Origin of the sequence: Gluconobacter vitians (assembly GCF_015244565.1) — a bacterium.
GTDB lineage: Bacteria > Pseudomonadota > Alphaproteobacteria > Acetobacterales > Acetobacteraceae > Gluconobacter > Gluconobacter vitians.
The window spans coordinates 1-26,335 of sequence record NZ_JABCQG010000025.1; the positions used below are offsets into that span (position 1 = coordinate 1).

Below are 26,335 nucleotides of genomic sequence, written 5' to 3' on the forward strand. Positions count from 1 at the left end.
CTCAAGGAGTGGCGTGCAGTCGCGACCAGATACGAAAAAACAGCGGCGTCATTCCTTGCCGTCATACACATCGCTGCCGCTGCAGACTGGATCAAGTGCTAACAGGCCCTAATCCTTGGAGGCTCGCTGGCCTGTCTGATCGCAGCAAACGGGGCCAACACAGCGCTGCTGACGGACCTGATCGAAGATGGCGACAAGATCGGAACGGTGACCGGCGTCACCCTGACGTGCAGCAATTCTCTGGGCCTGTTTGCCCCGATCGTCACAGGGTACATCGTATCGTATACGGGCCGTTTTGATATGGCCTGGTATATGTGCTCGGCCGCGCTGATTGTCGCGGGGCTTCTTTCGCTTCTGCTGGTCCGGGCGCCAATCTCAATGCATCGCCCATAATCCAATCTGAAACCGCCAGAAACGCGAAACGGCCTGCATCCTGCTTATTGTCAGCAGAATGCAGGCCGTTTTCCGTCGGAAGGCTTCAGTTGCCGAGTGAACGATCGACGGAGCGACCGGCGCGTTCAACCGGGCCCTTCGGCGGGTCTACCGTATCGCGAACCTTTTCCCCAAAGGTCCGGTGATGCTCACATGCCGTCAGGGTAACGCAGGATACTGAGAGAGCCAGCAGAAGCAGGATTGATTTACGCATACGGACGATCCTTGGAAAACTCTGTTAGGCCTGATGAAACGGCCTTCCCCGCATTCAGTTCCCTTTATGGAACAGATGGAGATGCAGAGCCCTGTCAGGTTCGGGAATGACGGTTGAAGCGTTTGAGTTTTGCCAGCGTCGGACCGGAAACGAGTTCGATGATTTCCGATGTGATTTCTTCCTGCCGCACCGTTCTCTGAAGCTGCTCCAGGGATTTGAGCTGGTGTGTGATTTCGTGATGCGCAGCCGTCATCCGCTCGCTGCGGGCCTGGTTTTCCGCTCCGAAAGACTGCAATGCTGCAAGACAGAACTGGGAGAACATGTAATCCGACACCAGTTCAGGCATGAGCTTTTCAGGTGCGACATTCAGAAGCGGAGGCGCAGCACACGCCGCGCTTTTTCCCAGAACGGCTGGATCGAATGGAAAAAGTGGCAGGCGGATGACCTTCGCCTTTTCCTGCTCTGATGACTGACAGACGATTATCGTGACACGCAGGAGGTGGCCAAGGACGACCTGCCGTCCGATTTCCTTTGTGATGCTGTCAGCCAACTCCGGCACCGCACCTGGATTCTGCACCGCTGGTGCAGTCCATTTGGGTGCCAGTCCTCTGACACGGGCAATGGCATTGCCGCGTGTCCCGATCAGAAAAACATGCTCTTTTTCGTCGTCCTGAAGAGCATCAAGGACATGTTCACTGAACAACCCCGCAAACCCCTGCTCGGCGCAAAAAACAACTGCGCCCGCGCTACCCTTCTGCTCCGGAGCAGACAGGGGCCGATCAGCGGGCAGCATAGGAGCAATCCGGAGCAGTGCGCCTTCGATCGTTTCCGCGTAAGTCTCGACTGCCACCGCGGCCCTGCGCGCCTGCTGTACCCGCACGGTGGCCAGATTCCGCATCGAGTCCACGATCCCGCCCAGTTCCCTGACGTTCCCGATCCGGGCCGTGACCTCCTGTAACCGCCCGCTCATGAGGCCGCTGAGGCCCGGGTGTCGATATAGTGATGCAGGGAGGCCAGAAAGCGCGTTTTCTGCTCTGGCGGGAGTGCATTGCCGCTTTCTATGGCTTTCACAAGGTCGGCTTCACTGGTTCGCAGATAATCGCCCAGACCGCTCTGGATATTGCGGATTTCCTTTTCAGGTACGGCGTCCAGAAGACCGTTCTGCGACGCTGTCACAAGCGCGACCTCCTGCAGGAGATCCAGTGGGGCATGCGGTCCCTGTCGAAGGATGGCCCGGATACGCGCACCGCGGACCAGTTGCTGCCGGACATGTGTATCCGGCAGACCACCAAACCGCGTGAACGCTTCGAGTTCGATAAACTGCGCATAATCCAGCCGCAATGTCCCCACCGAGGCCCGCAGCACCGGCGCCTGCGCAGCGCCGCCAACACGACTGACGCTGACACCCACATCGACGGCCGGCTTCTGCCCCTGGTTAAACAGCGTGCGGTTCAGGACAATCTGGCCATCGGTGATGGAAATCAGGTTCGTCGGGATATAGGCACTGAGATTGCCCGCTTCTGTCTCCGCAACCGGCAGGGCTGTCAGCGACCCCCCGCCTTTTTCTGCCGAAAGCTTCGCAGCGCGCTCAAGCAGACGGGCATGCACATAAAAAATATCCCCCGGATAGGCCTCACGCCCCGGAGGACGCCCGGTGAGCAGGGAAACCTCCCGATGTGTTGCGGCATGTTTGGAAAGATCGTCGATGACAATAAGGGCATGCTGGCCACGGTCCCGGAAATATTCGGCCATGCTCATGGCGGCAAAAGGTGCGATCCAGCACAGGCCGGGAGCTTCGGCCGGACGCGCAACCACGATGATGCAGTGATCGGGATTGCCCCGCTTGCGGATGGTGTCGATCACGCGCTGAACGCTGGACGTCTTCTGCCCTATAGCGACATAAACGCAGATCATGTCACTGGATTTCTGGGCCAGGATCGTATCAACGGCAATCGTGGTCTTGCCCGTCGCCCTGTCGCCGACGATGAGTTCGCGCTGACCGCGCCCGATGGGAAAAAGCGTGTCGATCGCAAGCGTCCCTGTCTGAACGGGTTCGGTTACGAGCTCGCGGTCTATGATGGCAGGAGCGGGTCGCTCGACCGGGAACCAGGTCTCTGCCTCCACATCCCCCCTGACATCCAGCGGGCGTCCGAGTGGATCCAGAACACGCCCCAGAAGTCCCGGCCCCACGGGGACACTCACGACGCTGGAAGTACCCTCTACGGCATCCCCGGCCTCGATCGTGCCTTCGTTATTGAGCAGGATGCAACTGATGATGTCTTCTTCAAGTCCGTGCACGAAACCGTAGCGGCCGTTTCCGAAAGACAGCAGTTCGTCCAGCTTTGCATCGGGAAGACCGGAAACAAGGGCAATTCCATCCCCGATATCTTCCACCCTTCCCGTCCGGTCCGTCTGCGGTCCGGCATCGACCTGTCCCAGGCTGGAACGGGCGGATGCCAGCCAGCTGGCGGCCTGATCAGTTTCCGGCATGAGACAGGGCCTCCCTGATCCGGACGAGGTCGGCCTGCCAGTTCGAGGCCACGGTGAGATACGGTGTTTTCACCGCAAATCCTTCTACGAGCGCAGGATCGGTCGTCCATGTGATGGATGGATGACCACCAACCGCGGATACGAGAGCCGTTTCATACGCCCCCTGATCATCCGGACCGGGCGCCGATGCAGAAACAAACGCAAATCCGTCGCGCAAGCCTGTCCGCTCCCGGTCAGGCAGCGCCGAAATCGCCGTCAGGAGTTTGTCGAAAAGGGCTTTGCGTGCGACGTCGGAAGAGCCTGTTTCTTTCAGAAGCTGTCCGGCAATGTCGCAGGCCAGCGCAGCCGCATCACCATGCCAGCGCGCCCTGCTGTCGGCTTCCTCCTGCGCGATGCTCTGCCTGGCTCCGGCCTGAAGCGCCGAGGCATCCTGCTGGGCCTTTGCCAGAATGGCGGTGCGTTCGCTTTCCGCGTCCTGCCGGGCCTGCGCGATAATGTGGGCCCGTTCCTCGTCAAACCCGTCACGCGCCTTCTGCACTGCCGCACGATCGGCCTCAAGCTGCTTCTGCCCGTCCGCGACCTGCGCAAACCGGGCCGCGATTTCCTGCTGGCGTCTGGAAATGACAGCGCTGATCGGGCGCCAGAAAACTCTGGAAAGCAGCCAGATCAGAACGCTGACATTGATGACCTGCAGGCCGATTGTCCACCAGTCGACAGTCACCGGACTACTTCAGCAGCGGATTGGCAAAGAGCAGAAGCAGGGCGATGACCAGACAGTAGATCGCCATGGTCTCGATCATCGCCAGCCCCACGAACAGCGTCCGGGATATGGTTCCCGCTGACTCCGGCTGGCGCGCGATGGCGTCCATGGCTGCCGCAACCGCGCGCCCTTCGGCAAGGGCAGGCCCTATGGAGCCAAATGACACCGCCATCGCGGCCGAGACGATACTTGCGAGAGCGAGCCAGTTCATGAGCGGGATCCTGTGTTTTTAATGGATTGGGGCGTGGCGGGAACGGCCGGTCTGGTCAGCACGCCGGCGATGAAGACCATGGCGAGGACGGCGAAAATATAAGCCTGAACGGCCCCGGTCAGCAGATCAAGCGCCATGAGGGGGATGGGAACGAGCAGCCCCGCCAGGGACAGAACGATCCCGATAATGAAGACGCCCGCCATGATGTTTCCGAAAAGGCGCACCATGAGCGAGAACGTCCGTGTCACGGTGCCGATCAGGTTGAGCGGGATCATCACGACACTGGGCCACAGAAAACTGCGCAGATACCCGCGGACGCCACCCGAGCGGATCCCGAACACGATGATCGCCACAAAGACGATGATCGCCAGCGCCGCATCCGTCGCCAGAATGGCCGTAGGCGGCTGTACACCCGGAACAAGCGAGGACCAGTTAGCAACGAGAATGAACAGGAAGAGCGTCCCAACGAACGCCCTGTATGGCGCAGGCTCCGTGCGCATCGTTTCGCGGATCTGACCGTCAAGCGCAGTCACGCCCAGTTCAAAAGCCGTCTGGAGCCGGCCCGGCACTCCGGAGGTCAATGAACGGGAGGCACAGGCGGCGCCAATCGTCAGAACGGCCATGATCCCCCAGGTCGTGACTACCGGTTGTGTGACGGGGACCGGGCCGACATGAAACAGGATACGGCTTGAGAGTGGGGACATCATCGCAGATGTCCCTCCTCGCCCATCGCCACTTCCGGCCCGACACGGTCCTTCATCAATCGGAGAACGAGGGGCCGTGCGACCAGAACACCGCAGGTCGCCCACAGGAACGCGGCCGTGCCGTTCCGGGCTACAACGAAGAGGACCGCGCCCAGCAGAAGAAAGCGCCCCAGCAGCATCACGAGCGCCACAGGACGTTTTCCCGGACGCATCAGGAACTGGACGTTGATCCAGAGCGCCGCCACATGAACACTGCCCGCAGCGAGCCCTGCCAGCAGCCAGCCAAGTGACATGATGATTTCTTTTTCAGGCATGGGGATGACTCATCCATTTCCAGGCACTCCAGCCGCCGACCGCAAATCCCGCAAGAAGCAGGGCTGCCGAAAAGGCAACTCCTGACCCGGTCCGATGATCCAGCCAGCGTCCGACAAGCAGGCCAGCGAGGGGCGGCGTGATGATCGTCCAGCCCAGCACCCCGATCCGAGCAAGATGCTGCGAGACATTGACGCTTCCATCCGTCTCCCCGGTTTTCTGGCGCTGAATGTGCCGGCGAATGGCCGTGTCCATCTCATCGGCCCGGGACTGATCATCGTTCACTGGAACAGACCTCCCGCTTCGGACCACAGACCCTTTGCAATCTGCTGGGCCGCATCAAGCTGGAGACGGACAGCCTCGACATTCGCATTCCTGCGGGCATCATCAAGGGCTGCGTAATGCTGGCGCACGAGGCTTCTGAGCGTTTCAAGATCATCGCCGCGTACCGCTTCACGTGTCGCGATCTCGACCATGCTGCCCCTGTCCGCCACGGTCAGGACACCCTGACGCACGGCGCAGTAATGCGGAACATCATCCTTCCCTTTCCAGACGACAACGGACGGCAGGATGCTGGAAACCAGATCCGCATGTCCCTGCAGGATACCGAAACCACCGCTTTCATCCTCCGCGCGGACCGACAGGACTTCGGGTTCGTCCACGACGACAGTCAGAGGTGTGATGATCCGCAGTTTCATGAGCTTTTCCCTCCCGCTGCGGCGGAATTGCGGGCACTCTTCTCCTTCTGGCGCGCTTCATCCAGCGTGCCGACCATGTACAGCGAGCTTTCCGCCCATTCATCGGTCTCACCATCAAGAATGGCCCGGCATCCGGCCAGCGTCTCGGCCCTGCTGACGCTCCGTCCGGGCTGCCCCGTGAACTTCTCCGTCACCGTAAAAGGCTGGCTCAGGAAACGCTGGAGCCGTCGGGCGCGTGTGACGATACGGCGGTCTTCGGCCCCCAGTTCCTCGACGCCGAGCAACGCAATGACATCCTGAAGCGATTTCAACCTGGCCAGGGCTTCCCGCACCTGTTCGGCGATTTCACAATGCTCTTCCCCTACCACCAGCGGATCAAGCAGCACGGAAGACGACGCAAGCGGGTCAACAGCCGGATAGAAACCCTGCGCTGCCAGATCGCGTGACAGCACGATCTGGCTGTCCATATGGGTTGCAATGGCCGTGACGGCCGGGTCCGTGAAGTCATCTGCGGGGACATAGACGGTCTGAATGGCCGTGACTGCAGCGCCTGCAACGGAGGTGATGCGCTCCTCGACCGCACCGACTTCGGTCGCCAGCGTGGACTGATAGCCAACCCGCGACGGAAGGCGGCCAAGCAGGCTGGACAGCTCGCTTCCGGCCTGAACGAAGCGGTAGATGTTATCCATGAGCAGCAGGACATTCCTGTGCTGCTCGTCGCGGAAATACTCGGCAATCGTCAGCGCCGTCAGGGGTACACGCCAGCGCGCGCCAGGCGGCTCGTTCATCTGGCCGTAAACCAGAACGGCATGTCGAATTACGCCGGAACCGTTCATGTCCGAGAGCATTTCATGCCCTTCGCGGCTGCGTTCTCCGACACCGGTGAAGATCGACAGACCCTGATACTTCGCAGCCATGGCATGGATCAGTTCCATGGTCAGAACCGTCTTGCCGACACCTGCCCCGCCAAACATGGCCGCCTTGCCGCCATGGGCGAGCGGAGTCAGGAGATCCAGAACCTTGACGCCGGTTTCGAAAATATCCGTGGCCGCACCTTCGACATTCATCGCAGGGGGATCATTATGGATGCCGCGTCGCGGCACATCCGGCGGCAGCGCTGGACCATTGTCACGCGGGATTCCGGTAACATCCAGCATCCGTCCCACCACGGCACTTCCCCCCGGAACATGCAGGGCGCTGCCTGTTGCCCGCACCTTCACATGCCGTGCCAGACCCGAAGTGGACATCAGGGCCACGGCTCTGACCGTCCGGGGGTCAAGATGGCTATGGACCTCAAGGATCAGAGGAGCGCCCCCTTCGTCTCCGACTTCCAGAGCTGAATTGATTTCGGGAAGATGACCTGCGGGGAAACGCACATCCACCACTGCCTCACGCACCGTGATGATCTCGCCCAGCGGCGCCACGGTTTCCGGTTCGGACAGAACGGCCGGTTGCAGGTTCATGTGCCCTCCTTCGGAGTGCTCCGCTCACGGAACAGGGAGCGGCCCCTCACCTGACTTCAATAAACCCGCTCAGAGCATCAGTCGACATTTACACGGCAAAAGTGATCGGAGTCATGAAAACATAACACCAGAAGTGCCGGAAGCATCTCCATTCCAGGAACGCGGAAAGCGCGCAGTAGCCGCAATGAGGGCAGAAAATAACGCTACGAAAACGCATATTCCGTTTGGCGTGTCCTGTCGCAAAACAGTCATGTTTCAATGGTCGCATCCACATCCCGACTCCCATAAATTTAAAAAAGGTAAACAAACCATGGATCAGTGATGTCTGATATGACCCTAGGCTCCTCAACGGAGCTCCAGTCCCCGTCACGGCCGGACATGAGCGGAGGCAACAAGCCTCTTCATGTTGCGCTCTTCTTCATTGTGCTAATCGGCGCGCTGGGGTTTGCGGCGTTCAGCATCCTGCACGACATGCATTCAGTCGGCGAAGGGGCGCTGGCGACGGGCACGTTCGTGATGCTCGGCATCGCCTTGGTCATCGCCCTCGCCTTCGAGTTCGTGAATGGCTTTCATGATACGGCGAACGCTGTTGCGACGGTCATCTATACGCGTAGCCTGCCGCCACTCGTCGCGGTCATCTGGTCCGGGTTCTGGAACTTTCTCGGGGTCTCACTCTCAACAGGTGCGGTGGCTTACAGCATCGTGACGCTCCTGCCGGTGGAGCTGATCCTCCAGGCCGGAAGCAGCGCGGGCTATGCCATGATCTTCGCCCTGCTGATCGCGGCCATCGTCTGGAACCTCGTCACCTGGGCCTTCGGTATTCCCAACAGCTCGTCCCACGCGCTCGTCGGCTCGATCATGGGTGTCGGTCTGGCCAACCAGCTGATGTCACCGACCGGAGCCGCCACGCAGGGCGTTGACTGGGGCCAGGTCGAGAAAGTCTTTTCCTCACTGCTGTTCAGCCCGATCTGCGGGTTCGTCATGGCCGGACTGCTGCTGCTCGTCATGAAGCTTCTGGTCCGTAACAAGGCACTTTATCAGGCTCCCGAGGGCGACACCCCGCCGCCGCTGTGGATCCGCGCGCTGCTGATCTTCACCTGCACCGGTGTTTCGTTCTCGCATGGTGGCAATGACGGACAGAAGGGCATGGGCCTGATCATGCTGATCCTGATCGGTGCGGCCCCCACGGCCTATGCGCTGAACCGGGCGATGCCGGAGAGCGCCATGCCGGCCTTCATCCAGTCCTCCGCCGAAGCCGAAAAGATTTTCCTGACGCACGCGCCGAGCCCTGTAAGCTCACTGACCGCAGAGAATGCGCGTGATATTGTCGGTGCGGGTCTGCGCGCCAAGTCCATCGCATCTCCCGAAACCTATGATGCGCTGGCCGTCCTCAGCAACGACATCTCCACTTCGGTCAAGACCTATGGTTCCATGAAGGCCGTTCCTGCCGCAGCCGTGCCGAACGTCCGTACGGACATGTATCTGGTCGCAGATGCCATCCGCGTCATGGGAGAGGCCGAGGGCTTTACCCCGGCGGAAAAGAAGTCCCTGAAATCCTTCCAGTCCGAACTGTATCACGGCACCCGCTTCATCCCGCTCTGGGTCAAGGTGTCCGTCGCCATTGCTCTGGGCCTTGGCACGATGGTCGGATGGAAGCGCATCGTCGTGACGGTCGGCGAAAAGATCGGCAAGACGCACATGACCTATGCCGAGGGCGCATCGGCTGAAATCGTAGCCATGACGACCATTGGTCTGGCTGAAGGCTATGGCCTGCCTGTTTCCACGACGCATATTCTGTCCAGCGGTGTCGCCGGGACAATGGCGGCCAATGGTTCCGGCGTTCAGTTCGCCACACTGCGCTCCATGGCCCTTGCCTGGGTCACCACCCTGCCCGCCGCCATGGCGATTGCGGGACTGCTTTACGTCCTGTTCCGTCAAATCTTCTGATCAAATCTGAACGCATCGTGCGGATTACATATCCGCACGATGGTGCTGGTACAGATGCCAGCTCAGGAGACAATGTGCGTTGGGTGTATGGCGCGGCATCTCATCCAGCGACACGATACAGACCGTCGTATGCTCGTGCTCATTGGCGAGCCCGCCCTTGCGATCAATCAGGTCCCTGAGTTCAGCCCGGCCAAGAACAATATCGACCGCATAGAGCATCATTTCCTCGCTGCTCCCGCCGGGGGACAGAAGCACAGGCGTTTCGCGCAGCGTATATGGCTTGCTGACCTTCAGGTGCAGCCCCGTCTCTTCCTGCAATTCGCGGATGGCGGCGATTTCGGCGGTCTCATCATCAATCACGCCAGCCGGAAGCGCCGTCACCATCTGCCCCGCTGGAAGCCGCGCTTCCCGCACCAGAATGACGTATTTCTCAGCAGGCGCTTCCTTTACGCTCACAACCGGCATGATGGAGACCGTCGCATCCCGCAGAACGGCAAAGCATGGCATCTTCGCGCCGTTATTCCAGGCATCGGCTTCAACAACAACAAACCCGACGCACGAGCCGAACATTAGCACATCACGAACAAAGACGGAGTGAAGGTCAAAATGCGTTCGGGTCTTGCTGATCCATTCTAAAAACAGTCTGGCGTTCAGAATTTTCTGCTGGTTTTCCGCAGAAATCGTCTCAGCAAACTGAACCGGAATATCCTGTATCGTCATGACCGTCCCCTGTCTTTCACCCTGCGGAAGGTAAGGGGCATGTCTCCTTTACCTCTGACAGACAAAACCGGTCAGGTCTTCACAGGGTTCCCATAAGAACAGCCGTATCGATCATCCTGTTCGAGAAGCCCCATTCATTATCGTACCAGCTGCAGATATGGACCATCTCTCCATTATGGATAAGCGCGGTCTGCGTGGCATCGAAACTGGACGAGGCCGCACTGTGATTGAAATCACTGCTGACCAGCATGCCATCGCTGTAATCCAGAATCCCTGTCAGCGCTCCTGCAGCGGCATCATGAAAGACGGCATTGACCTCATCGACCGAGGCAGGCGCACGTGTGGGCAGGAAATCCAGCGCCACCATCGAGACATTCGGTGTCGGAACGCGAAGCGACGATCCGACAAGCCTCCCCTTGAGATGCGGCAGAACCAGACCGATGGCCTTTGCAGCACCCGTCGAAGTCGGAACCATGTTCAGACCACCTGCACGCGCCCGCCGCAGATCACGATGCCTGCGATCCACGATCTGCTGGTCGCCGGTGTAGGAATGAATCGTCAGCATGTAACCGCATTCCACGCCGAAGGCCTCGTCCGCCACCTTGACCAGCGGCGCCAGACAGTTGGTCGTGCATGAACCGTTCGAGACAACCGTCATGTCCGGTTTGAGAGCATCGTTATTGACGCCGTACACGATCGTCGCATCCACATCGCTGGCTGGAGCGGAAATGAGAACTTTCCGCGCGCCTGCCTGCAAAAGAGGCGCTACGGCGTCTTTTGACGTGAAAAGGCCAGAACACTCCATGACAACGTCCACATCATCCAGACGGATGGCAGCAGGATCACGCTCCGAGGAAATGCGGATCGGGCCGTAGGTGTGACCCTGGGCATGGATCGTCAGCTGGTCTCCCTCAAGCTCGACCTTACCCGGAAACCTTCCATGGATGCTGTCATAGACAAACATATGGATCTTGTCCTCGACGCTCCCCGGACCATTGATGATAACGGGAACAATGTCGGTCCGTCCGCTCTCGATAATGCTTCTCAAGGTCAGACGTCCGATACGTCCAAATCCATTGATCCCGATCTTGACTGCCACGATACCGTCTCCGTTTGGTGCCCCGATGTCAGGGTCTGTCCTTTTGTGAATGAGGGGGAGGCCTGCGCTTACAGGCCGATACGATTGAGGGGCTTGCCGGCCATGAGATTCCGCTCGATCTGCTCAAGCGATACGCCACGGGTTTCCGGCACGAACTTCATCGTCACGAAAATGAAGATGAGATTGAGCAAGGCGTAGAGCCAGAAGGTCTAGGCACTTCCCAGTGTCGTCAGAAGCGAGAGGAAGGTCAGACCAACAATCATGTTGGTGCCCCAGTTGGTGAAGGTCGAGCATCCGATGCCGAAGTCACGCCCTTTCATGGGCTGCACTTCGGAGCACAGGATCCACACCAGCGGCCCGGCGGAGAATGCAAACCCGACGATGAAGCACAGCAGCATCGCAACAGCCGCGTAACGCGCCAGATCGCTGTTGCCCGTCCCGAAATACAGAAGGATTCCGACCGTAAACATGCCCAGCGCCATCATGATGAAGCCCGCGATCAGCATGGGCCGCCGGCCCCAGCGATCCACATATCCGATAGCGATGAACGTGGAGAGCACATTGACCAGTCCCACGATTACCGTGCCCCACAGGGCGGCACTGGTGCCGAAGCCGGCCATCTCAAAGATGTGCGGCGCGTAGTACATAACCACATTGATGCCGGTGAACTGCTGGATCGCCTGAAGGGCCACGCCAAGATAGACGGCGCGGCGGAAGTTCGGGTTTCTCTTGAAAAGCGTATAGCCGCCATCGGCCTGTGCGAGCTGATCGCGGATTTCGACGATCTCGTCCCGTGCATGCGTGTCATTGCCGCGCAGGCCGTGCAGGACATCGAACGCCTCATCATGCCGCCCCCGCAGAACCAGCCAGCGCGGGCTGTCCGGCAGGAACAGGACGCCGATCAGGAACAGCACTCCAGGGACGCCCACGATCCCCAGCATCCAGCGCCAGGACCCCGAATAGGCCAGGATCGCATCAGAGATGAACGCAACCAGAATGCCCACCGTAATCATGAGCTGATAGACGAAAATCAGGGCCCCGCGATGCTGCTGGTGCGCAATTTCCGAAATATAAAGTGGAGCGGTAAAGCTCGCGACGCCGATTGCCAGTCCAAGGACCACGCGTCCTGCGATCAGAACCGGAACGGAAGGCGCCAGCGCACAGAGTGCCGACCCGGAAATGAAAAGCAGCGCCGAGATGATCAGCAGCTTTTTGCGGCCCAGAATGTAAGATAGCCGCCCACCAAACAGGGCTCCGAGTGCTGCTCCGACCATCATGCCGGAGACAATGCACTCCTTGCCGAAATCATTGACCTGAAACTCGATACCGATGAATTTCAGCGCTCCGGAGATGACACCCAGATCCAGCCCGAACATCAGACCTGCCACCGCAGCCAGTGTGGCTACCAGGGCACTTCTGCCGTTGAGTGAAACGCGCGGAACGCCTTCTATAACGCCAACGTCACTCATAACCGTGTTCCTTTACTTGGTCTTCTTCTGTGATCGGAAGAAACACTTTGGCAGCCATGGATTCCGAGTTCTGCATGGATGCCGTTACTTTGATCTGGTCTTTGGAACTCACATATTCGGATAATTCGGTCCGTCCCCGCCCTGCGGCGGCGTCCAGACGATGTTCTGTGATGGATCCTTGATGTCGCAGGTCTTGCAGTGCACGCAGTTCTGGAAATTGATCTGAAAGCGTGGCTTCCCCGCGTCCTCGACAATCTCGTAAACCCCGGCCGGGCAGTAACGCTGCGCGGGCTCGGCATAGACCGGCAAATTTACCGTGATCGGAATCTCAGCGTTCCTGAGCTTCAGATGGCAGGGCTGGTTTTCATGGTGATTGGTGAATGAAAACGCCACATTGGTCGTCCGGTCGAAGCTGAGCTTTCCATCTGGCTTGGGATAGGCAATCGGGGAAAAATCCGCTGCCTTTCCGGTCGCCGCCGCATCCGTCTTGTGGTGATGCATTGTCCCGAACAGCGGTGCCCCGGTCAGAGACGCCGTCCACATATCCAGACCACCCAGCACGATCCCACCCGCAAGCCCGTACTTTTCCCAGAGCGGTTTGACGTTGCGGACATTTTTGAGATCCCGGCCCACAGGCCCTTCCCTCAATGCAGTGTCATAGGCCGTGAGTTCATCACCGCTCCGGCCATCCCGGATCGCCGCATGAGCAGCCTCAGCCGCATGCATCCCCGAATAGATGGCGTTATGGCTGCCCTTGATGCGCGGAACATTCACCAGTCCCGCAGAACATCCCAGCAGCGCGCCACCGGGGAAAACGACCTTTGGAATGGACTGCCATCCCCCTTCGGAAATGGCACGGGCGCCATAGGCGATCCGCTTCCCGCCTTCCAGCAGCCCCGCCATCAGCGGATGATGCTTGAAACGCTGGAACTCGCGATACGGGTCGAGATAGGGATTTTCGTAGCTCAGATGTACGACAAACCCGACACAGACCTGATTGTTGTCGAGATGATAGATGAACGCACCACCACCCGCATTGCGCCCCAAAGGCCAGCCCATCGTGTGAACGACCGTGCCGGGTTTGTGGCGGGCCGGATCCACTTCCCAGATTTCCTTCAGGCCAATCCCGAATTTCTGCGGATCCCTGCCATCCGACAGGCCATAATGCCGCATGATCTGGAGCGCTAAAGATCCCCGCGCGCCCTCGGCGACCAGCACGTACTTTCCTGCCAGGATCATGCCCGGTTCGTAATTCTCGCCCGGCGTGCCATCCGCATTCCGTCCGAACTCACCGGCAACCACACCCCGGATCTCGCCCTTTTCGCCATAGACAAGCTCACTGGCCGACATGCCGGGAAAAATCTCGACGCCCAGCCCTTCTGCCGTTTCGGCAAGCCAGCGACAGACATTTCCCAGCGAGACGATGTAGTTGCCGTGATTGTTCATGAAGGGCGGCATGAGCCAGTTGGGCAGACGTGTCTGTCCCTTCTCACCCAGGACATAGAAACTGTCCGTCTCCACCGGCACGGTGATCGGCGCGTTCATCTCCCGCCATTTCGGCAGCAGGACATTGAGCGCACACGGATCAATGATCGCACCAGAAAGGATGTGCGCGCCCACCTCGGATCCCTTGTCCAGCACGACCACGGACAAATCCGGGTCAAGCTGCTTGAGACGGATGGCGGCGGACAGACCTGCGGGCCCGGCACCGACGATGACGACGTCATAATCCATGCTTTCGCGTTCAATGGCCGTCATGACTTTTCTCCCTGTCCGAACGTGATACCGAGGCTGCGCATGGTCAGATCTTTGCTGTCAGTTCGGGCAGGATGGTGAACAGGTCCCCGACCAGCCCGTAATCGGCGACCTGGAAGATTGGCGCATCCTCGTCCTTGTTGATCGCGACGATGATGCGGGAGTCTTTCATGCCCGCGAGGTGCTGGATGGCGCCCGAAATGCCGACCGCAAGGTAAAGATCCGGGGCCACGACCTTGCCGGTCTGTCCAACCTGCCAGTCATTGGGCGCATACCCGGCATCGACGGCCGCACGGCTAGCACCAACCGCACCGCCGAGCTTGTCCGCAAGGGTCGTGATGGTGTCGAAATTCTCTTTCGATCCGATCCCGCGGCCACCGGACACGATGATCTTTGCCGATGTCAGGTCCGGGCGCTCGGAGGCGACCGTTTTGTCCTCGACCCACTGCGACAGGCCGGGATCGGTCGGAACAGTGACGGCTTCGACAGCGGCACTTCCACCAGCCTGTGCTGCCGTGAAGGCTGCCGTGCGGACCGTGAAGACCTTCACCGGATCGGAAGAACGGATCGTCTGGATCGCATTGCCAGCATAGATCGGCCGCTCGAACGTTTCCGCGTCCTGAACGGCCGTGACCTCGGACAGCACCATCACATCCAGCAGCGCAGCAACGCGCGGCAGAACGTTCTTGGAAAACGCGGTCGCACCAGCCGCGATGTGGCTATAATCCTTGGCCAGCGAGACGATCAGCGCGCTGACAGGCTCGGCAAGGCCGTGCGCCACAGACGCATCATCCGCCAGAAGAACCTTTGACACACCTGCCAGCTTTGCCGCCTCGTCGGCAGCAGCCGCGCAGTTCTCACCCGTGACGAGAACATGCACGTCACCCAGCGTGGCAACCGCCGTCAGGGCCTTGGCGACAGTATCTGTCCCAAGGCGGCCGTCATTGACTTCGGCAAGTAGCAGAACAGACATCAGAGGACTCCTGCTTCATTCTTCAGTTTCGACACCAGTTCATCGACGGACCCGACCTTCACGCCAGCCTGACGCTGCGGAGGCTCGACCGTTTTGAGAACGGTGAGACGAGGACGGACATCGACGCCAAGCTGCGCAAGCGACACCTCTTCAAGCGGCTTCTTCTTGGCCTTCATGATGTTGGGCAGTGCCACGTAGCGGGGTTCGTTGAGACGCAGGTCAGTGGTCACCACGGCCGGAAGCTTCAGCCTGATGGTCTGAAGACCGCCATCGACTTCACGCGTGACCAGAGCTGAACCGTCCTCGACCGTGACAGAAGAGGCACACGTGCCTTGCCCCCAGCCCAGTAGGGCGGCGAGCATCTGTCCGGTTGCGTTCATGTCGTTATCGATCGCCTGCTTGCCCGCGATCACGAGGCCGGGCTGTTCGTTTGCCACAACCTTGCTCAGGATCTGCGCCACCGAAAGCGGCTCCAGATCGACATTCACATCGTCGGTTGCTGTCACGAGAATGGCCCGGTCCGCGCCCATCGCAAGAGCGGTTCGCAGCGTGTCCTTGGCCTGCGCGACACCGATGGAGACGACGACCACTTCGGTCGCAACCCCTTTTTCCTTGAGACGAATGGCCTCTTCGACCGCGATTTCGTCAAAGGGGTTCATAGACATCTTGACGTTCGCCAGATCGACGCCAGACCCATCCGGCCGGACGCGGATGCGGACGTTGTAGTCGACGACCCGTTTCACAGGGACGAGGATCTTCATGATACTCTCCGTTCTCAGCAGATATCGCGGAAGCGCTGTATCATCACATCCAGCACTTCGGCCGGATCGCGCTTCCACCAGTTGTTTGCAGAAAAAATTTCGACTTCGCAGAACCCGTCATATCCCGCGCGTTCCACGCCCGCGCGCAGGCCTTTCACGTCCGCCACGCCGTCCCCCATCATCCCGCGATCCAGTAGAAAATCTGTCGTGGGAACCAGCCAGTCACACAGATGGAACCCCATGATGCGCGCGCCTGCCCGCTCGAGCTGGCGCGGAAGATCGGTGTCCCACCACACGTGATAGACATCGACCGCCACACCCAGCGTGTCGGAGTTGAGGACATCACAGATATCCAGGGCATCACGCAGCGTCGGCAGGCAGGAGCGGTCTCCGCCATACATCGGATGCAGAGGCTCCAGAGCCAGCTTCACGTCTCGTTCCGCCGCATAGTCCAGCACCGCAGACAGACGGTCTATGACGATATCAAGGCTTTCCCTCACACCCTTGGTGCCGGGCTCGACGCCCCCAACCACGATGGTCAGGATCTTGCCTCCCAGATCGGCGGTCTCGTCGATGGAACGGCGGAAATCATCCACGACCGCCTGTCGTCCGTGTGGCGCCAGAGGCCCCACGAGAAACGGCGAGCGGCACAGACCCACGACTTCCACTCCGGCCTGCCGGACGTGCTGCCCGATGGCCGAAGCCCGGCCCTGAAGTTCCGGACGCCAGAAGACGATGCCGCCAATGCCACGCTCGGCGCAGGCGTCGATCGTCTGTTCAGCGGACCATCCGGCCCCTGCCCCCGGCATGTTATGGCCGAGGGTTGCGGTATTCAGGGCCAGCACGGAATGATCGTGGGTGAAGTCGCGCATCAGTCGGCTCCATAGAGCGACAGAAGCGACTTCATGCGCCGGACGGCCAGTTCCGGATTACGGAGCAGCCCGCAGCCATCCGCCAGCCGGAAGATCTCCGTGAAATACGGCAGCGGCCGCATGGACTGCGCACCACCCAGCATGATGAAGTGATCCTGAAATCCGTTCAGCCAGGCCAGGAACACGACACCCGTCTTGTAATACTGGGTCGGCGCCTTGAAGATCACCCGGGCCAGCGGAACCGTGGGGTCCAGCGCCGCGCGGAAAGCGGCTTTGTCGCCTTCGCCGAGTTTGCTCACCGCATAGGCGGCCAGCGGCGCCAGCGGATCGAACACGCCCAGAAGCGCATGGCTGAAGCCCTGCTCGTCGCCTTCGATCAGTTCCGGGTAGTTGAAGTCATCCCCGGTATACATTTTCACGCCGGCCGGAAGCAGACGGCGCATCCGGATTTCCTTTTCCTTGTCCAGAAGAGAAATCTTGATGCCGTCCACCTTGGAGACGTTCTGCCCGATCATCTCAAGCACGGTTTCCAGCGCCTGATCGAAGCTGTTTGTGCCCCAGTACCCGGCAAGAGCAGGATCAAACGCTTCACCCAGCCAGTGCAGGACGACCGGTTCGTCGCAGGCCGAGAGAACTTCACGATAGACGCGCAGATAGTCTTCCGGTCCCTTCGCCACACGGACCAGTGCCCGGCTGGCCATCAGGATGATCCGGCCACCAACGGCTTGGATGGCTTCAACCTGTTCCAGATAGGCGCGGATGACTGTGTCCACGTCGCGTACGCTTGCCGGGTCCAGATGGTCGGTTCCGCAGCCATTGACCACATCGGCGTCCGGTAATTCCGCCTTCGTCCGGCGCATCAGTTCCAGCGCCATTGGCCAGTCCAGACCCATGCCGCGCTGGGCGGTGTCCATGGCTTCGGCGATGCCCAGCCCCAGACCCGCGAGATAGCGGCGGAATTCCATTGTCCGGTCCCAGTCGACGGCACCGGGCCCGGACGGGGCGTTCGCCGTATAGGGATTGGCGACGACATGGGCTGCGGAATAGACGATCCGCGCCGGATTGCGGCCCAGTGTTCCTGTCGGTGCGGGTGTTCCGATCAGGTGATAGTCCGTCTTCCGGCCGGCTTCATCGGGAAGAATGATTTTCATGACCGTTCTCAGAAACGCGGCACAAGCATTCCGGCATCCGCCGAAATGACCTGGCCTGTGGTGTAGGGAAGTCCGCCCGAAGCAAGGGTTGCGATGATGCCGCCCATGTCCTCGGGTTCGCCGACGCGCGGCAGCAGGGTCAGACCGTCCACGGCGCGCTGGCGGTACTGCTCGATCACGGCAGCCGTCATGTCGGTCGCGATCAGACCGGGCTGAACGTCATAGACCGCGATGTTTTCCGGCCCGAGCCGCACGGCCAGGGCCTTGGACACCATCGCTGCGGCCGCCTTGGAGGCGCAGTATTCGGACCGCTGGACCGCCACGGCCGTGGCATTGGACGACGTCACATTCACGATGGAATGAAACACGCCCTCGGGCCGCGGACGGGACAGGAGCAGCTTTGCAAAAGCCTGCGAGAGAAAGAACAGCGCCTTGGTGTTCACCGTCAGGCACCGATCCCAGCTTGCTTCGCTCACATCCAGCAGGTCCCCTCGCTGCAGGACGCCGACGCCTGCATTGTTCACGAGCGTTGTCAGCGGCCCAAGTTCGGCCTCGACCCGCGCCAGCCGCTCCGCATGAACGGAGAGATCCGTGATGTCGAATGGGAGCGCCATAACGCGCGCTCCGCTTTCGGACAGCCGGCTGACGGCCGAGCGCAGTTCCTCGTCATCGAACGGTCCATTGACCGCTAAAGCGAAGCCCCGTTTCGCCAGAGCCTGCGCCGCAGCGAAACCGATACCCCGTGAGGAACCGGTGACGAGAGCGACCTGTTTCATGCCCGTGCGCCTTTACGGAGCAGTTCACGCGCGATGATCATGCGCTGGATCTGGTTTGTGCCCTCATAGATCTGGGTGATCTTGGCATCGCGGTACAGACGCTCGACCTCGAAGCCACGGATATAGCCCGAGCCACCAAAGACCTGCACGGCATCGGCCGTCCGGGCCACTGCCATGTCACCGGCAAAGCACTTGGCCATGGAGCATGAACGTGTGGCATCCTGCCCGCGATCGATCTTCGTGGCGGCCGAATGGACCAGAAGCCGCGCGGCCTCGATGTCCTTGGCCATATCCGCCAGCAGCCACTGCACGCCCTGAAACTCGGAGATGTGCTTGCCGAACTGCTTGCGCGTTCCGGCGTAATCCACGGCGGCTTCAAGGCCGGCCTGAGCAATCCCAACGGCCAGTGCCGCAATGCCGACGCGCCCCTTGTCGAGCACGCTCATCATCATGTGGAAGCCACGGTTCATCTCGCCCAGCAGCGCATCGCTGCCCAGACGGACATCCGAAAAGTCGAGCGCGCCAACCTGGCTCGCCCGCTGGCCCATCTTGTGTTCCTTGGGGCCACGCTCGACGCCCTTGGCATGCAGATCCACGATAAAGATGGACATGCCGCGATTGCCCGCTTCCTTGTCTGTCCGAGCCAGAACAAAGCCCGTATCGGCGACCGGCGCGTTGTGGATCCAGATCTTGCCGCCGTTGAGAATCCAGCCGTCCCCGTCACGCACAGCCGTCGTGCGGGTGCCGGAGACGTCAGTCCCGGCTTCAGGCTCCGTGATACAGTAGGCGACCTTGCGCTTCATGGAGAGGATGTCGGGCAGCATCTTCTGCTGTTCCGGCGTTCCGTGACGCACCAGAAGCGTGGAGATCAGCTCCACCAGACCGCACTGGTCGGCCACGCTGGCATAGCCGCGGGACAGTTCTTCCATCACGACCGCATAAGTCAGCGTATCGAAGCCCGGTCCACCGAGTTCTTCGGGCACAGCGATGCCGAACAGGCCCAGCTTGCCCATTTCCTCGTAGATTTCTGCCGGGAAGCGCTCTTCACGGTCCAGCGCCTCGGCGGCGGGACGGATGACGTTATCCACGAAAGACCGTGTCGTTTCGCGGACTTCTTCCTGCATTTCGTTCAGAAACATAGCCGACTCCACATAAGTAACTAACTAGATGGTTACCTGAAAATCTGTTATAGACTACGGCTTTCGCCACACTCACCGATCAATCATTATTGAAGCTTTCCGAGCCGCTCCTAACGAACCAGTACGGCTCTGAAATCATTGACGTTTGTCCCGGTTGGGCCCGGAACAAACAGGTCTCCCAGCGCCTCGAACGCGGTATAGGCGTCGTTCTCCATCAAAAGATCCGCAGGGTTGAACCCCTTTTCCCTCAGGCGCTCCATGCTGACACCATCGGCGAAGGCCCCGGCATTGTCTTCCGAGCCGTCAATCCCGTCGGTATCCGCCGCCAGAGCCGAAAACGGCAGGCCTTCCGCCGCCAGCGCAAAAGCCAGAAGGAACTCGGTATTGCGTCCCCCCCGACCGCCCTGCCCGCGTATGGTTACGGTGGTCTCGCCCCCTGACAGGATGACGACGGGCCGGCGGAAAGGCCGACCCCGCAGGATGACTTCCCGCACCAGAGCGGCATGAACCTTCGCGACGTCCCTTGCCTCACCTTCGATGGCATCCGACAGGATCACGGGATAAATCCCCGCCTGCCGCACCTTTTCCGCTGCCGCTTCCAGCGACAGATGGGCAGAGGCGATCACGCGCACCTCATTCCCGCTGAAGACCGGGTCAGTCGCCAGCGGTGCAGGTCCCTCTTCCCCATCCAGCCATGACTGGATCTTTGCTGGCAGGCGCAGTTTCCACGTCTTCGCCAGACGACGCGCATCCTCGCGCGTTCCCAGATCCGGCACTGTGGGCCCGGAGGCCACCTGTGCAGGATCGTCAAAAGGAACGTCCGACACCACTAGAGACACGACCTTTGCCGGAGCAGCAGCAGCCGCTAGACGCCCGCCCTTGATGCCTGACACCTGTTTACGGATGCTGTTCATAACGGAAATCGGCGCGCCGGATGCGAGCAGGACACGGTTCAGTTCGGCCTCGTCCTCAAGCGTCATGCCCGGTGGCGGAGATGGCAGCAGAGCCGATCCGCCCCCACAGATGAGCGCCACGACAAGATCGTCCGGTCCCAGCCCCTTTACCGCTTCGAGAAGCGCTTCCGTGGCTTTCAGTCCTGCTTCATCCGGCACCGGATGCGAGGCTTCCAGAACCCGGATGGACTGCGTCGGGCAGACATTGCCGTAACGCGTGACCACCACACCGCTGAGCGGCCCTTGCCAGACACGCTCGAATGCGGCCGCGAGCTGGGCTGCGCCTTTTCCCGCGCCAACCACAACTGTCCGGCCCTTCGGGGGCTCGGGCAGATGTGCCGCCAGGATCTGCTCCGGCTCGGCCGCACCAACGGCTGCGTCGAAGAGTCCTGTCAGAAACATGCGGTCCTGAAGCATCATGGTCAGTTCCTGTCTGTCCGTCTGGCGCAAGGGTCGAAAATCACAGGGTCAGCCCCATGGGTTCGTCACGGAACAGAGCCGCGTCCATGTCTTTCAGATCGGGCGAGACCTCAAGGTGAGCCGTTGCCTGATCCAGAATGTCCCGCTGCAAGTCAATCCCCGGCGCGATTTCAGTGACCGTCAGCTTGCCATCCAGCAGGCGCAAAACGCAACGCTCCGTCACATAAGTGATCTCCTGCCCGGTTTCGGTGGCACGCGCGCCGGAAAAACTGACCTGCGACACTTCGGGCACAATCTTCGCGATCTTGCCTTCCTTATCGATCACCAGATGGCCGTCCTCGATATGCATCTTTGCCCCGGCATTGAAATTGCCCGAGAAAATGATGCGCTTGGCCCGTGCCGTGATATCGACGAACCCACCGGCTCCGGCCGTGCGATGTGGGGTGGCGGCGAGACGACTGACATTCACCGAACCGTTCTGTCCGATCTCAAGAAAGGACAGCAGGGAGCAGTCGAAACCACCTGCCTGAAAATACGAGAATTGGTGAGGTGACGCGACAAAGGCCTCGGCATTACTGGCGCAGCCGAACTTGAAGTCGAGCAGTGGGATGCCGCCCACGGCTCCCTGTTCGATCACCCATGTCACCGCGCCATGGCGCCCTTCTTCCAGAAGAATACGAGGGACGTTCGCGGAAATACCGAAGCCGATATTCACAGCCCAGCCCTGTTTCAGCTCCTGCGCCACACGACGCGCCATGACTTTGGACGGGCCAAAATCCGGAATGTCGAATGTGGAAAGCGGACGGAAAATCTCACCTGAAATGGCGGGGTCGTAAGCCGTTGCCGTTGTCTGGAGCTGCTCCGGGGCCTCGACGATCACATCCACCAGAATACCAGGCACCTTGACGTCATGCGGCTTGAGCGTGCCCTGCGCCGCCACACGGCGGACCTGCGCAATCACCAGACCGCCATTGTTATGGGCCGCCAGAGCCATTTCCATGGCACCGAGCGTAGCCCCTTCCTGCTCAAAGGTCAGATTGCCATTTTCATCCGCCGTCGAGCCACGGATGATGGCCACGTCTGGGCGCAGCGCCGGGAAATACAGCCAGTCCTCGCCCTCGAAATCCATATGACGGACGAGTGGATTCAGCCGTGCCGTCTCATTCATCGCGCAGCCGTCGCGCTTCGGGTCTGCGAATGTATCAAGCCCGACCTTGGTCAGGACGCCAGGACGCTTTGCCGCCCCTTCCCGCAGCATGTCGAAAATCACGCCGGACGGGACGTTATAGGCGGCCAGATCCTCTGCCTGAATGCGCTGCCAGATCAGCGGAGGCTCGGCATTGCTCGGCCCTGAGGGATAGGAGCCGCCGATGATCTTCGTGATCATGCCCGGACGGGCAAGATGGTCCACGCCCTTGGTCCCGAACATGTCACCTGCGGCAATCGGATGGACGGTCGTCAGCTTTGCGGGCGACTTCGTGGCTTCATAACGCTGTCCGAGGGCCTCCAGAACCGCGTCGGGACACAGAAGCCCCGATGAGGAATTGACGGCGACTGTTGCTCCGTCCTTGATGAGGCTTACCGCCTCGGCCGCTGTCCTGACTTTGGTCATGTCCCAATGCCTTTGTATCTAACTGGTTAGTTACCAGAAATCCGGTTAAAAAAGCTCAGCGTGACTGCGTGACTTTTCTAGTGTCTGTAAGTGTTGAAAATACGGGAACGCCGCTGCTCAGGCGTTCCCCCTGGATGAAATCTGCGGCCCGCTCACCAATCATGATCGTGGCAGCATTGGTGTTGGATCCCAGCAGCGAGGGCATGACGGAACTGTCACAGATCCGGATCCCTTCCAGCCCGTGAACCTTCAGGCGCGGATCCACAACGGCCATGTCATCGCGACCCATCTTGCAGGTGCAGGTCGGATGATAGGACGTGCGACCATGCTGCTTGGCATAGTCGCGATACATCTGTGCCGTCGGTTGTTTACCGCTAAAGAAACACGTTTCCTTGATATGCTTCTGCAAGGAAGGCTGGGAGAACATCTCGTAGCTCAGCCGCACGCCTTCCGCAGAAGTCTCGAGATCGGCCGGATCACCAAGGAAATTGGGATCAACCATTGGATTGAGTCTCGGATCAGCGGAGCGCAGCCGCACTGTTCCGCGGGATTTCGGCCGAAGCACATAGCTATTCAGCGTAATTCCCGAAGCGCCTTTCGGTACGGACGTCACGCCTGCCTATGCGCCAGCTCCGGCAAGGAAATGGAACTGCAGGTCAGGAATGTCGGAAGACGGATCGGAATACCAGAAGGCTCCCCCTTCAACCACGTTCAACGCGACAGGTCCCGATTTGAACATCGTATATTCAAGGCCAGCCCAGAGCATCCACTGGAGCTTCCTGTACCGGTCGAAACTCTCATCCGTCTTGAGCTCGGCCACAATATCCACGCCGAAATGGTCTTGGAGGTTCTCGCCCACGCCCGGCAGATCCTGCACGACCGAAATACCATTCTCACGCAGATGCGCCGCAGGTCCGACGCCCGACAGCATCATCAGCTTGGGCGTTCCGATCGCTCCGGCTGTGACAACGATTTCCTGGGTCGCTTCGGCCGTGTTCAGGGTGCCGTTGGCAATATACTGCACACCCGTTGCCCGCGCCCCGTTGAAGACGATCTTCAGGACCAGCGCGCGTGTCACAGCCGTAAGGTTCTTCCGCCCTAGAGCCGGACGCAGATACCCCACTGCCGTCGAGCAGCGCCGGTTGTTGCGGATGGTCATCTGGTAGATGCCAGCCCCCTCCTGCGATGCGCCGTTGAAATCAGGATTATAGGGCAATCCCATTTCCTGACAGCTCTGGACGAATGCACGGCTGGTCGGGTTCGGGTCTGCGAGGTTGGAGACCCCGAGTGGCCCATTCGTCCCGTGCCAGTCACCAGCAAAAATCGCATTGCCTTCAGAACGGATGAAATATTTCTGGATGTCGCGGAAGCTCCATCCATCCGCGCCTTCCGCGGCCCACCGATCGAAATCGGATGGGTGCCCGCGGGTGAAAACTTCCGCGTTGATTGACGATCCGCCACCCAGGACACGGCCCTGAACGTAGGGAATCTGCCTGTTATTCGCGTGCTTCTGCGGCTCGGTCAGGAGATCCCAGGTGTGCGGGCCGGTGGTCATCTTGGCGAAGCCGACCGGCATGTGAATCAGAGGATGAGTGTCCCGCCGGCCTGCCTCGATGAGGCAGACACGGACGGAAGGATTTTCGGAAAGACGGGCTGCGAGAACACAGCCAGCCGAACCGCCACCGACAACGATGTAATCAAAACCGCTCGTCATTACGAAATCCAGTGCGAACGTTTGCCAGTCTCGATATGGACAGATTTGATCTGCGTATATTCCTCAACGCCGTACAGGCCGGCCTCGCGGCCCCAGCCCGACTGCTTGAAGCCACCCAGCGGGGTCTCGGGACCGCCGCTCATGATCGTGTTGACCCAGAAGCGACCGGCACGGACCCGACGGGTCACCGCAAGCGCCTTGTCGATATTCTTGCTCCAGACCGATGCGGCGAGGCCGTAAACCGTGTCATTGGCAATTGCGATCGCTTCATCGACAGTGTCGAAATGGAAGCAGGCCAGAACCGGGCCAAAGATCTCGTCACGTGCGATGCCCATGGAAGGCTTCACATCTGTGAAAAGCGTCGGCTGGATATACTGGCCCTTGCCGAAATCGACGGCACCGCCACCGCAGAGCAGCCTGGCGCCTTCCGCCTTGCCCTTGGCGATGTAGTCCAGAATGGTCTTGTTCTGCGCTTCTGTCGTGATGGCGCCGATCTGCGTTTCGGGATCAAACGGATCGCCAACGCGGATCTTTTCCATTTTCGCGACAACAAGGCGCTCGAATTTTTCAGCAATGGACCGCTCAACAATCAGACGGCTTGAAGACACGCAGCACTGCCCGGTGTTGAAGCTGATCCCGAATGCTACCGCATCAGCGGCGTCTTCCAGATCGCTGTCGGCAAACACGACAATCGGGTTCTTGCCGCCGAGTTCCAGGCCAAGCTTCTTCAGGTTGCTGTCAGCCGCTGCATGGATGCAGGACTTGCCAACGCCCGTGGAGCCCGTGAAGGACAGCATGTCGATGTCCTGATGCTCGGTCATGGCCTGCCCGACCGTGCGTCCCGTCCCGGTCACGACATTGAAGACACCCTTCGGCAGCTCGGCATCCGCCAGCACTTCCGCCAGAAGAAGCGTCGTGGCGCTCGTGACTTCGGCAGGCTTGACGACCAGTGTGCAGCCGGATGCGAGAATGAACGGTGCGCGCTCACACAGGATCATGAACGGGAAGTTCCACGGCGTAATCAGGCCAACGACCCCGATCGGCTCCCGCAGAACCATGCCGAACATGCCTTCGCCCAGATTGTTGAACGTATCGCCATGCAGCAGACGGGCAGCACCGGCAGCCATCTCGAAGCAGGCGATACAGTGGTCAATTTCGCCCTTTGCCTGGCTGATGGGTTTACCGTTTTCGAGCACTTCCCAATAGGCGATCTCGTCACGACGCTCACGCAGAAGTCCCGCAACTTTCAGAAGAACCGCAGCACGCTCCGCTGCCGGCAGGCCGGACCAGCTTCCGTTCTCAAAAGCACGACGGGCAGCGGCCACGGCCTCATCAAGGTCTTCGCGGGTGCAGCGCGGAATACGTGTGACAGGCACATCATGAGCGGGCGATGAACGGTCGAAGAAATCCTTACCGGCGCGCCATTCTCCATCAATAAAAAACCGAATTCGCGTGGCTTTAACGGTAAAGTATTCTTCTTTGAGACAACATTCATGAGTCTTCTTCCTGCTAACTTTGGGCCTGTTCATCTCGTATTCGATGCAAAACCCTGATTTCTACTTTATGAACTCAAGAACCCTAGGGCCTGTTAGCACTTGATCCAGTCTGCAGCGGCAGCGATGTGTATGACGGCAAGGAATGACGCCGCTGTTTTTTCGTATCTGGTCGCGACTGCACGCCACTCCTTGAG

The 26,335-nt window shown here is 60.0% G+C and carries 25 protein-coding genes and 4 pseudogenes; 3 read left to right on the forward strand and 26 right to left on the reverse strand.

Annotated elements, in window-relative coordinates; translation table 11 throughout:
• Both HKD24_RS13340 and HKD24_RS15330 read left to right on the forward strand, forming a co-directional pair.
• A pseudogene (locus tag HKD24_RS13340) lies at positions 1-102 on the forward strand (IS5-like element ISMex42 family transposase); the annotation flags it as partial.
• Positions 103-108: 6 nt separating this feature from the next.
• Positions 109-393: pseudogene (locus tag HKD24_RS15330) on the forward strand (MFS transporter); the annotation flags it as partial.
• Between the two features lie 85 nt (positions 394-478).
• On the opposite strand, the gene HKD24_RS13345 reads toward HKD24_RS15330, so the two are convergent.
• The 10 genes from HKD24_RS13345 to atpD form a co-directional block, all read right to left on the reverse strand.
• Positions 479-646: a hypothetical protein gene (locus tag HKD24_RS13345; RefSeq protein WP_165919968.1), complete on the reverse strand. Its 168-nt coding sequence runs from the start codon at positions 644-646 to the stop codon at positions 479-481.
• Between the two features lie 94 nt (positions 647-740).
• Positions 741-1,616, reverse strand: coding sequence for a F0F1 ATP synthase subunit gamma (locus HKD24_RS13350; RefSeq protein ID WP_194260717.1), 876 nt, complete (start codon positions 1,614-1,616; stop codon positions 741-743).
• Positions 1,613-3,136, reverse strand: coding sequence for a F0F1 ATP synthase subunit alpha (locus tag HKD24_RS13355; protein ID WP_194260718.1), 1,524 nt, complete (start codon positions 3,134-3,136; stop codon positions 1,613-1,615). Before HKD24_RS13355 ends, HKD24_RS13350 begins: the two co-directional genes overlap by 4 nt.
• Positions 3,123-3,857 carry an ATP synthase F0 subunit B gene (locus tag HKD24_RS13360; protein WP_194260719.1) on the reverse strand — a complete coding sequence of 245 codons (735 nt, stop codon included), beginning with the start codon at positions 3,855-3,857 and terminating at the stop codon, positions 3,123-3,125. Before HKD24_RS13360 ends, HKD24_RS13355 begins: the two co-directional genes overlap by 14 nt.
• A 4-nt stretch (positions 3,858-3,861) precedes the next feature.
• The gene (locus HKD24_RS13365) at positions 3,862-4,107 is read right to left on the reverse strand and encodes a F0F1 ATP synthase subunit C (protein ID WP_011253684.1); all 246 of its coding nucleotides are present in this window, start codon (positions 4,105-4,107) and stop codon (positions 3,862-3,864) included.
• Positions 4,104-4,814: a F0F1 ATP synthase subunit A gene (locus HKD24_RS13370; protein ID WP_194260720.1), complete on the reverse strand. Its 711-nt coding sequence runs from the start codon at positions 4,812-4,814 to the stop codon at positions 4,104-4,106. The genes HKD24_RS13365 and HKD24_RS13370 overlap by 4 nt, the downstream gene beginning before the upstream one ends.
• Positions 4,811-5,125, reverse strand: coding sequence for an ATP synthase subunit I (locus HKD24_RS13375; RefSeq protein ID WP_194260721.1), 315 nt, complete (start codon positions 5,123-5,125; stop codon positions 4,811-4,813). The genes HKD24_RS13370 and HKD24_RS13375 overlap by 4 nt, the downstream gene beginning before the upstream one ends.
• Complete coding sequence (locus HKD24_RS13380; protein WP_322783324.1) at positions 5,118-5,408, reverse strand: AtpZ/AtpI family protein; 291 nt, start codon at positions 5,406-5,408, stop codon at positions 5,118-5,120. The genes HKD24_RS13375 and HKD24_RS13380 overlap by 8 nt, the downstream gene beginning before the upstream one ends.
• Complete coding sequence (locus tag HKD24_RS13385) at positions 5,405-5,821, reverse strand: F0F1 ATP synthase subunit epsilon (RefSeq protein ID WP_194260722.1); 417 nt, start codon at positions 5,819-5,821, stop codon at positions 5,405-5,407. The genes HKD24_RS13380 and HKD24_RS13385 overlap by 4 nt, the downstream gene beginning before the upstream one ends.
• Positions 5,818-7,284, reverse strand: coding sequence for a F0F1 ATP synthase subunit beta (gene atpD / locus HKD24_RS13390; RefSeq protein WP_194260723.1), 1,467 nt, complete (start codon positions 7,282-7,284; stop codon positions 5,818-5,820). Before atpD ends, HKD24_RS13385 begins: the two co-directional genes overlap by 4 nt.
• A 321-nt stretch (positions 7,285-7,605) precedes the next feature.
• On the opposite strand from atpD, the gene HKD24_RS13395 reads away from it, so the two are divergent.
• Positions 7,606-9,231 carry an inorganic phosphate transporter gene (locus HKD24_RS13395; protein WP_194260724.1) on the forward strand — a complete coding sequence of 542 codons (1,626 nt, stop codon included), beginning with the start codon at positions 7,606-7,608 and terminating at the stop codon, positions 9,229-9,231.
• A 24-nt stretch (positions 9,232-9,255) separates the two neighbouring features.
• Here HKD24_RS13395 and HKD24_RS13400 read toward each other — a convergent pair whose 3' ends face one another.
• The 16 genes and pseudogenes from HKD24_RS13400 to HKD24_RS13470 form a co-directional block, all read right to left on the reverse strand.
• Positions 9,256-9,951 carry an NUDIX domain-containing protein gene (locus HKD24_RS13400; protein ID WP_194260725.1) on the reverse strand — a complete coding sequence of 232 codons (696 nt, stop codon included), beginning with the start codon at positions 9,949-9,951 and terminating at the stop codon, positions 9,256-9,258.
• Positions 9,952-10,030: 79 nt separating this feature from the next.
• A complete protein-coding gene (gene gap / locus HKD24_RS13405; RefSeq protein WP_194260726.1) occupies positions 10,031-11,050 on the reverse strand; it encodes a type I glyceraldehyde-3-phosphate dehydrogenase in 1,020 nt (339 codons plus the stop codon).
• A gap of 68 nt (positions 11,051-11,118) precedes the next feature.
• A pseudogene (locus tag HKD24_RS13410) lies at positions 11,119-12,519 on the reverse strand (sugar porter family MFS transporter).
• A 108-nt stretch (positions 12,520-12,627) separates the two neighbouring features.
• Positions 12,628-14,277 (reverse strand): electron transfer flavoprotein-ubiquinone oxidoreductase, encoded by a 1,650-nt coding sequence (locus tag HKD24_RS13415; RefSeq protein ID WP_194260727.1) that lies wholly within the window; start codon positions 14,275-14,277, stop codon positions 12,628-12,630.
• 43 nt (positions 14,278-14,320) lie between these two features.
• Complete coding sequence (locus tag HKD24_RS13420; protein WP_194260728.1) at positions 14,321-15,247, reverse strand: electron transfer flavoprotein subunit alpha/FixB family protein; 927 nt, start codon at positions 15,245-15,247, stop codon at positions 14,321-14,323.
• Positions 15,247-16,008 carry an electron transfer flavoprotein subunit beta/FixA family protein gene (locus tag HKD24_RS13425; RefSeq protein ID WP_194260729.1) on the reverse strand — a complete coding sequence of 254 codons (762 nt, stop codon included), beginning with the start codon at positions 16,006-16,008 and terminating at the stop codon, positions 15,247-15,249. Before HKD24_RS13425 ends, HKD24_RS13420 begins: the two co-directional genes overlap by 1 nt.
• Positions 16,009-16,022: 14 nt before the next feature.
• Positions 16,023-16,880, reverse strand: coding sequence for a sugar phosphate isomerase/epimerase family protein (locus tag HKD24_RS13430; protein WP_194260730.1), 858 nt, complete (start codon positions 16,878-16,880; stop codon positions 16,023-16,025).
• On the reverse strand, positions 16,880-18,031 hold the full coding sequence (locus HKD24_RS13435) for a dihydrodipicolinate synthase family protein (RefSeq protein WP_194260731.1): 1,152 nt from the start codon (positions 18,029-18,031) through the stop codon (positions 16,880-16,882). Before HKD24_RS13435 ends, HKD24_RS13430 begins: the two co-directional genes overlap by 1 nt.
• A gap of 8 nt (positions 18,032-18,039) precedes the next feature.
• Positions 18,040-18,807 (reverse strand): 3-ketoacyl-ACP reductase, encoded by a 768-nt coding sequence (locus HKD24_RS13440; protein WP_194260732.1) that lies wholly within the window; start codon positions 18,805-18,807, stop codon positions 18,040-18,042.
• Positions 18,804-19,946, reverse strand: a complete 1,143-nt coding sequence (locus HKD24_RS13445; RefSeq protein ID WP_194260733.1) for an acyl-CoA dehydrogenase family protein — start codon at positions 19,944-19,946, stop codon at positions 18,804-18,806. Before HKD24_RS13445 ends, HKD24_RS13440 begins: the two co-directional genes overlap by 4 nt.
• Positions 19,947-20,056: 110 nt before the next feature.
• The gene (locus HKD24_RS13450; RefSeq protein ID WP_194260734.1) at positions 20,057-21,319 is read right to left on the reverse strand and encodes a glycerate kinase type-2 family protein; all 1,263 of its coding nucleotides are present in this window, start codon (positions 21,317-21,319) and stop codon (positions 20,057-20,059) included.
• A gap of 40 nt (positions 21,320-21,359) precedes the next feature.
• The gene (locus HKD24_RS13455; RefSeq protein WP_194260735.1) at positions 21,360-22,931 is read right to left on the reverse strand and encodes an acyl CoA:acetate/3-ketoacid CoA transferase; all 1,572 of its coding nucleotides are present in this window, start codon (positions 22,929-22,931) and stop codon (positions 21,360-21,362) included.
• Between the two features lie 55 nt (positions 22,932-22,986).
• On the reverse strand, positions 22,987-23,544 hold the full coding sequence (locus tag HKD24_RS15335; RefSeq protein ID WP_322783325.1) for a GMC family oxidoreductase: 558 nt from the start codon (positions 23,542-23,544) through the stop codon (positions 22,987-22,989).
• A gap of 6 nt (positions 23,545-23,550) precedes the next feature.
• Positions 23,551-24,645: a GMC family oxidoreductase gene (locus tag HKD24_RS13460; protein ID WP_228124417.1), complete on the reverse strand. Its 1,095-nt coding sequence runs from the start codon at positions 24,643-24,645 to the stop codon at positions 23,551-23,553.
• The gene (locus HKD24_RS13465; protein ID WP_322783326.1) at positions 24,645-26,021 is read right to left on the reverse strand and encodes an aldehyde dehydrogenase family protein; all 1,377 of its coding nucleotides are present in this window, start codon (positions 26,019-26,021) and stop codon (positions 24,645-24,647) included. Before HKD24_RS13465 ends, HKD24_RS13460 begins: the two co-directional genes overlap by 1 nt.
• Positions 26,022-26,233: 212 nt before the next feature.
• Positions 26,234-26,335, reverse strand: a pseudogene (locus HKD24_RS13470) (IS5-like element ISMex42 family transposase); the annotation flags it as partial.

Bases quoted from the DNA above. Each gene is read 5' to 3' on its own strand.
- HKD24_RS13460 (WP_228124417.1), bottom strand. From the start codon at position 24,645: ATGACGAGCGGTTTTGATTACATCGTTGTCGGTGGCGGTTCGGCTGGC.
- HKD24_RS13425 (WP_194260729.1), bottom strand. From the start codon at position 16,008: ATGAAGATCCTCGTCCCTGTGAAACGGGTCGTCGACTACAACGTCCGC.
- HKD24_RS13365 (WP_011253684.1), bottom strand. From the start codon at position 4,107: ATGAACTGGCTCGCTCTCGCAAGTATCGTCTCGGCCGCGATGGCGGTG.
- HKD24_RS13370 (WP_194260720.1), bottom strand. From the start codon at position 4,814: ATGATGTCCCCACTCTCAAGCCGTATCCTGTTTCATGTCGGCCCGGTC.
- atpD (WP_194260723.1), bottom strand. From the start codon at position 7,284: ATGAACCTGCAACCGGCCGTTCTGTCCGAACCGGAAACCGTGGCGCCG.
- HKD24_RS13350 (WP_194260717.1), bottom strand. From the start codon at position 1,616: ATGAGCGGGCGGTTACAGGAGGTCACGGCCCGGATCGGGAACGTCAGG.
- HKD24_RS13355 (WP_194260718.1), bottom strand. From the start codon at position 3,136: ATGCCGGAAACTGATCAGGCCGCCAGCTGGCTGGCATCCGCCCGTTCC.
- HKD24_RS13395 (WP_194260724.1), top strand. From the start codon at position 7,606: ATGTCTGATATGACCCTAGGCTCCTCAACGGAGCTCCAGTCCCCGTCA.
- HKD24_RS13440 (WP_194260732.1), bottom strand. From the start codon at position 18,807: ATGAAACAGGTCGCTCTCGTCACCGGTTCCTCACGGGGTATCGGTTTC.
- HKD24_RS13345 (WP_165919968.1), bottom strand. From the start codon at position 646: ATGCGTAAATCAATCCTGCTTCTGCTGGCTCTCTCAGTATCCTGCGTT.
- HKD24_RS13400 (WP_194260725.1), bottom strand. From the start codon at position 9,951: ATGACGATACAGGATATTCCGGTTCAGTTTGCTGAGACGATTTCTGCG.
- HKD24_RS13450 (WP_194260734.1), bottom strand. From the start codon at position 21,319: ATGATGCTTCAGGACCGCATGTTTCTGACAGGACTCTTCGACGCAGCC.
- HKD24_RS13415 (WP_194260727.1), bottom strand. From the start codon at position 14,277: ATGACGGCCATTGAACGCGAAAGCATGGATTATGACGTCGTCATCGTC.
- HKD24_RS13385 (WP_194260722.1), bottom strand. From the start codon at position 5,821: ATGAAACTGCGGATCATCACACCTCTGACTGTCGTCGTGGACGAACCC.
- HKD24_RS13375 (WP_194260721.1), bottom strand. From the start codon at position 5,125: ATGCCTGAAAAAGAAATCATCATGTCACTTGGCTGGCTGCTGGCAGGG.
- HKD24_RS13435 (WP_194260731.1), bottom strand. From the start codon at position 18,031: ATGAAAATCATTCTTCCCGATGAAGCCGGCCGGAAGACGGACTATCAC.
- HKD24_RS13445 (WP_194260733.1), bottom strand. From the start codon at position 19,946: ATGTTTCTGAACGAAATGCAGGAAGAAGTCCGCGAAACGACACGGTCT.
- HKD24_RS13455 (WP_194260735.1), bottom strand. From the start codon at position 22,931: ATGACCAAAGTCAGGACAGCGGCCGAGGCGGTAAGCCTCATCAAGGAC.
- HKD24_RS13430 (WP_194260730.1), bottom strand. From the start codon at position 16,880: ATGCGCGACTTCACCCACGATCATTCCGTGCTGGCCCTGAATACCGCA.
- HKD24_RS13420 (WP_194260728.1), bottom strand. From the start codon at position 15,247: ATGTCTGTTCTGCTACTTGCCGAAGTCAATGACGGCCGCCTTGGGACA.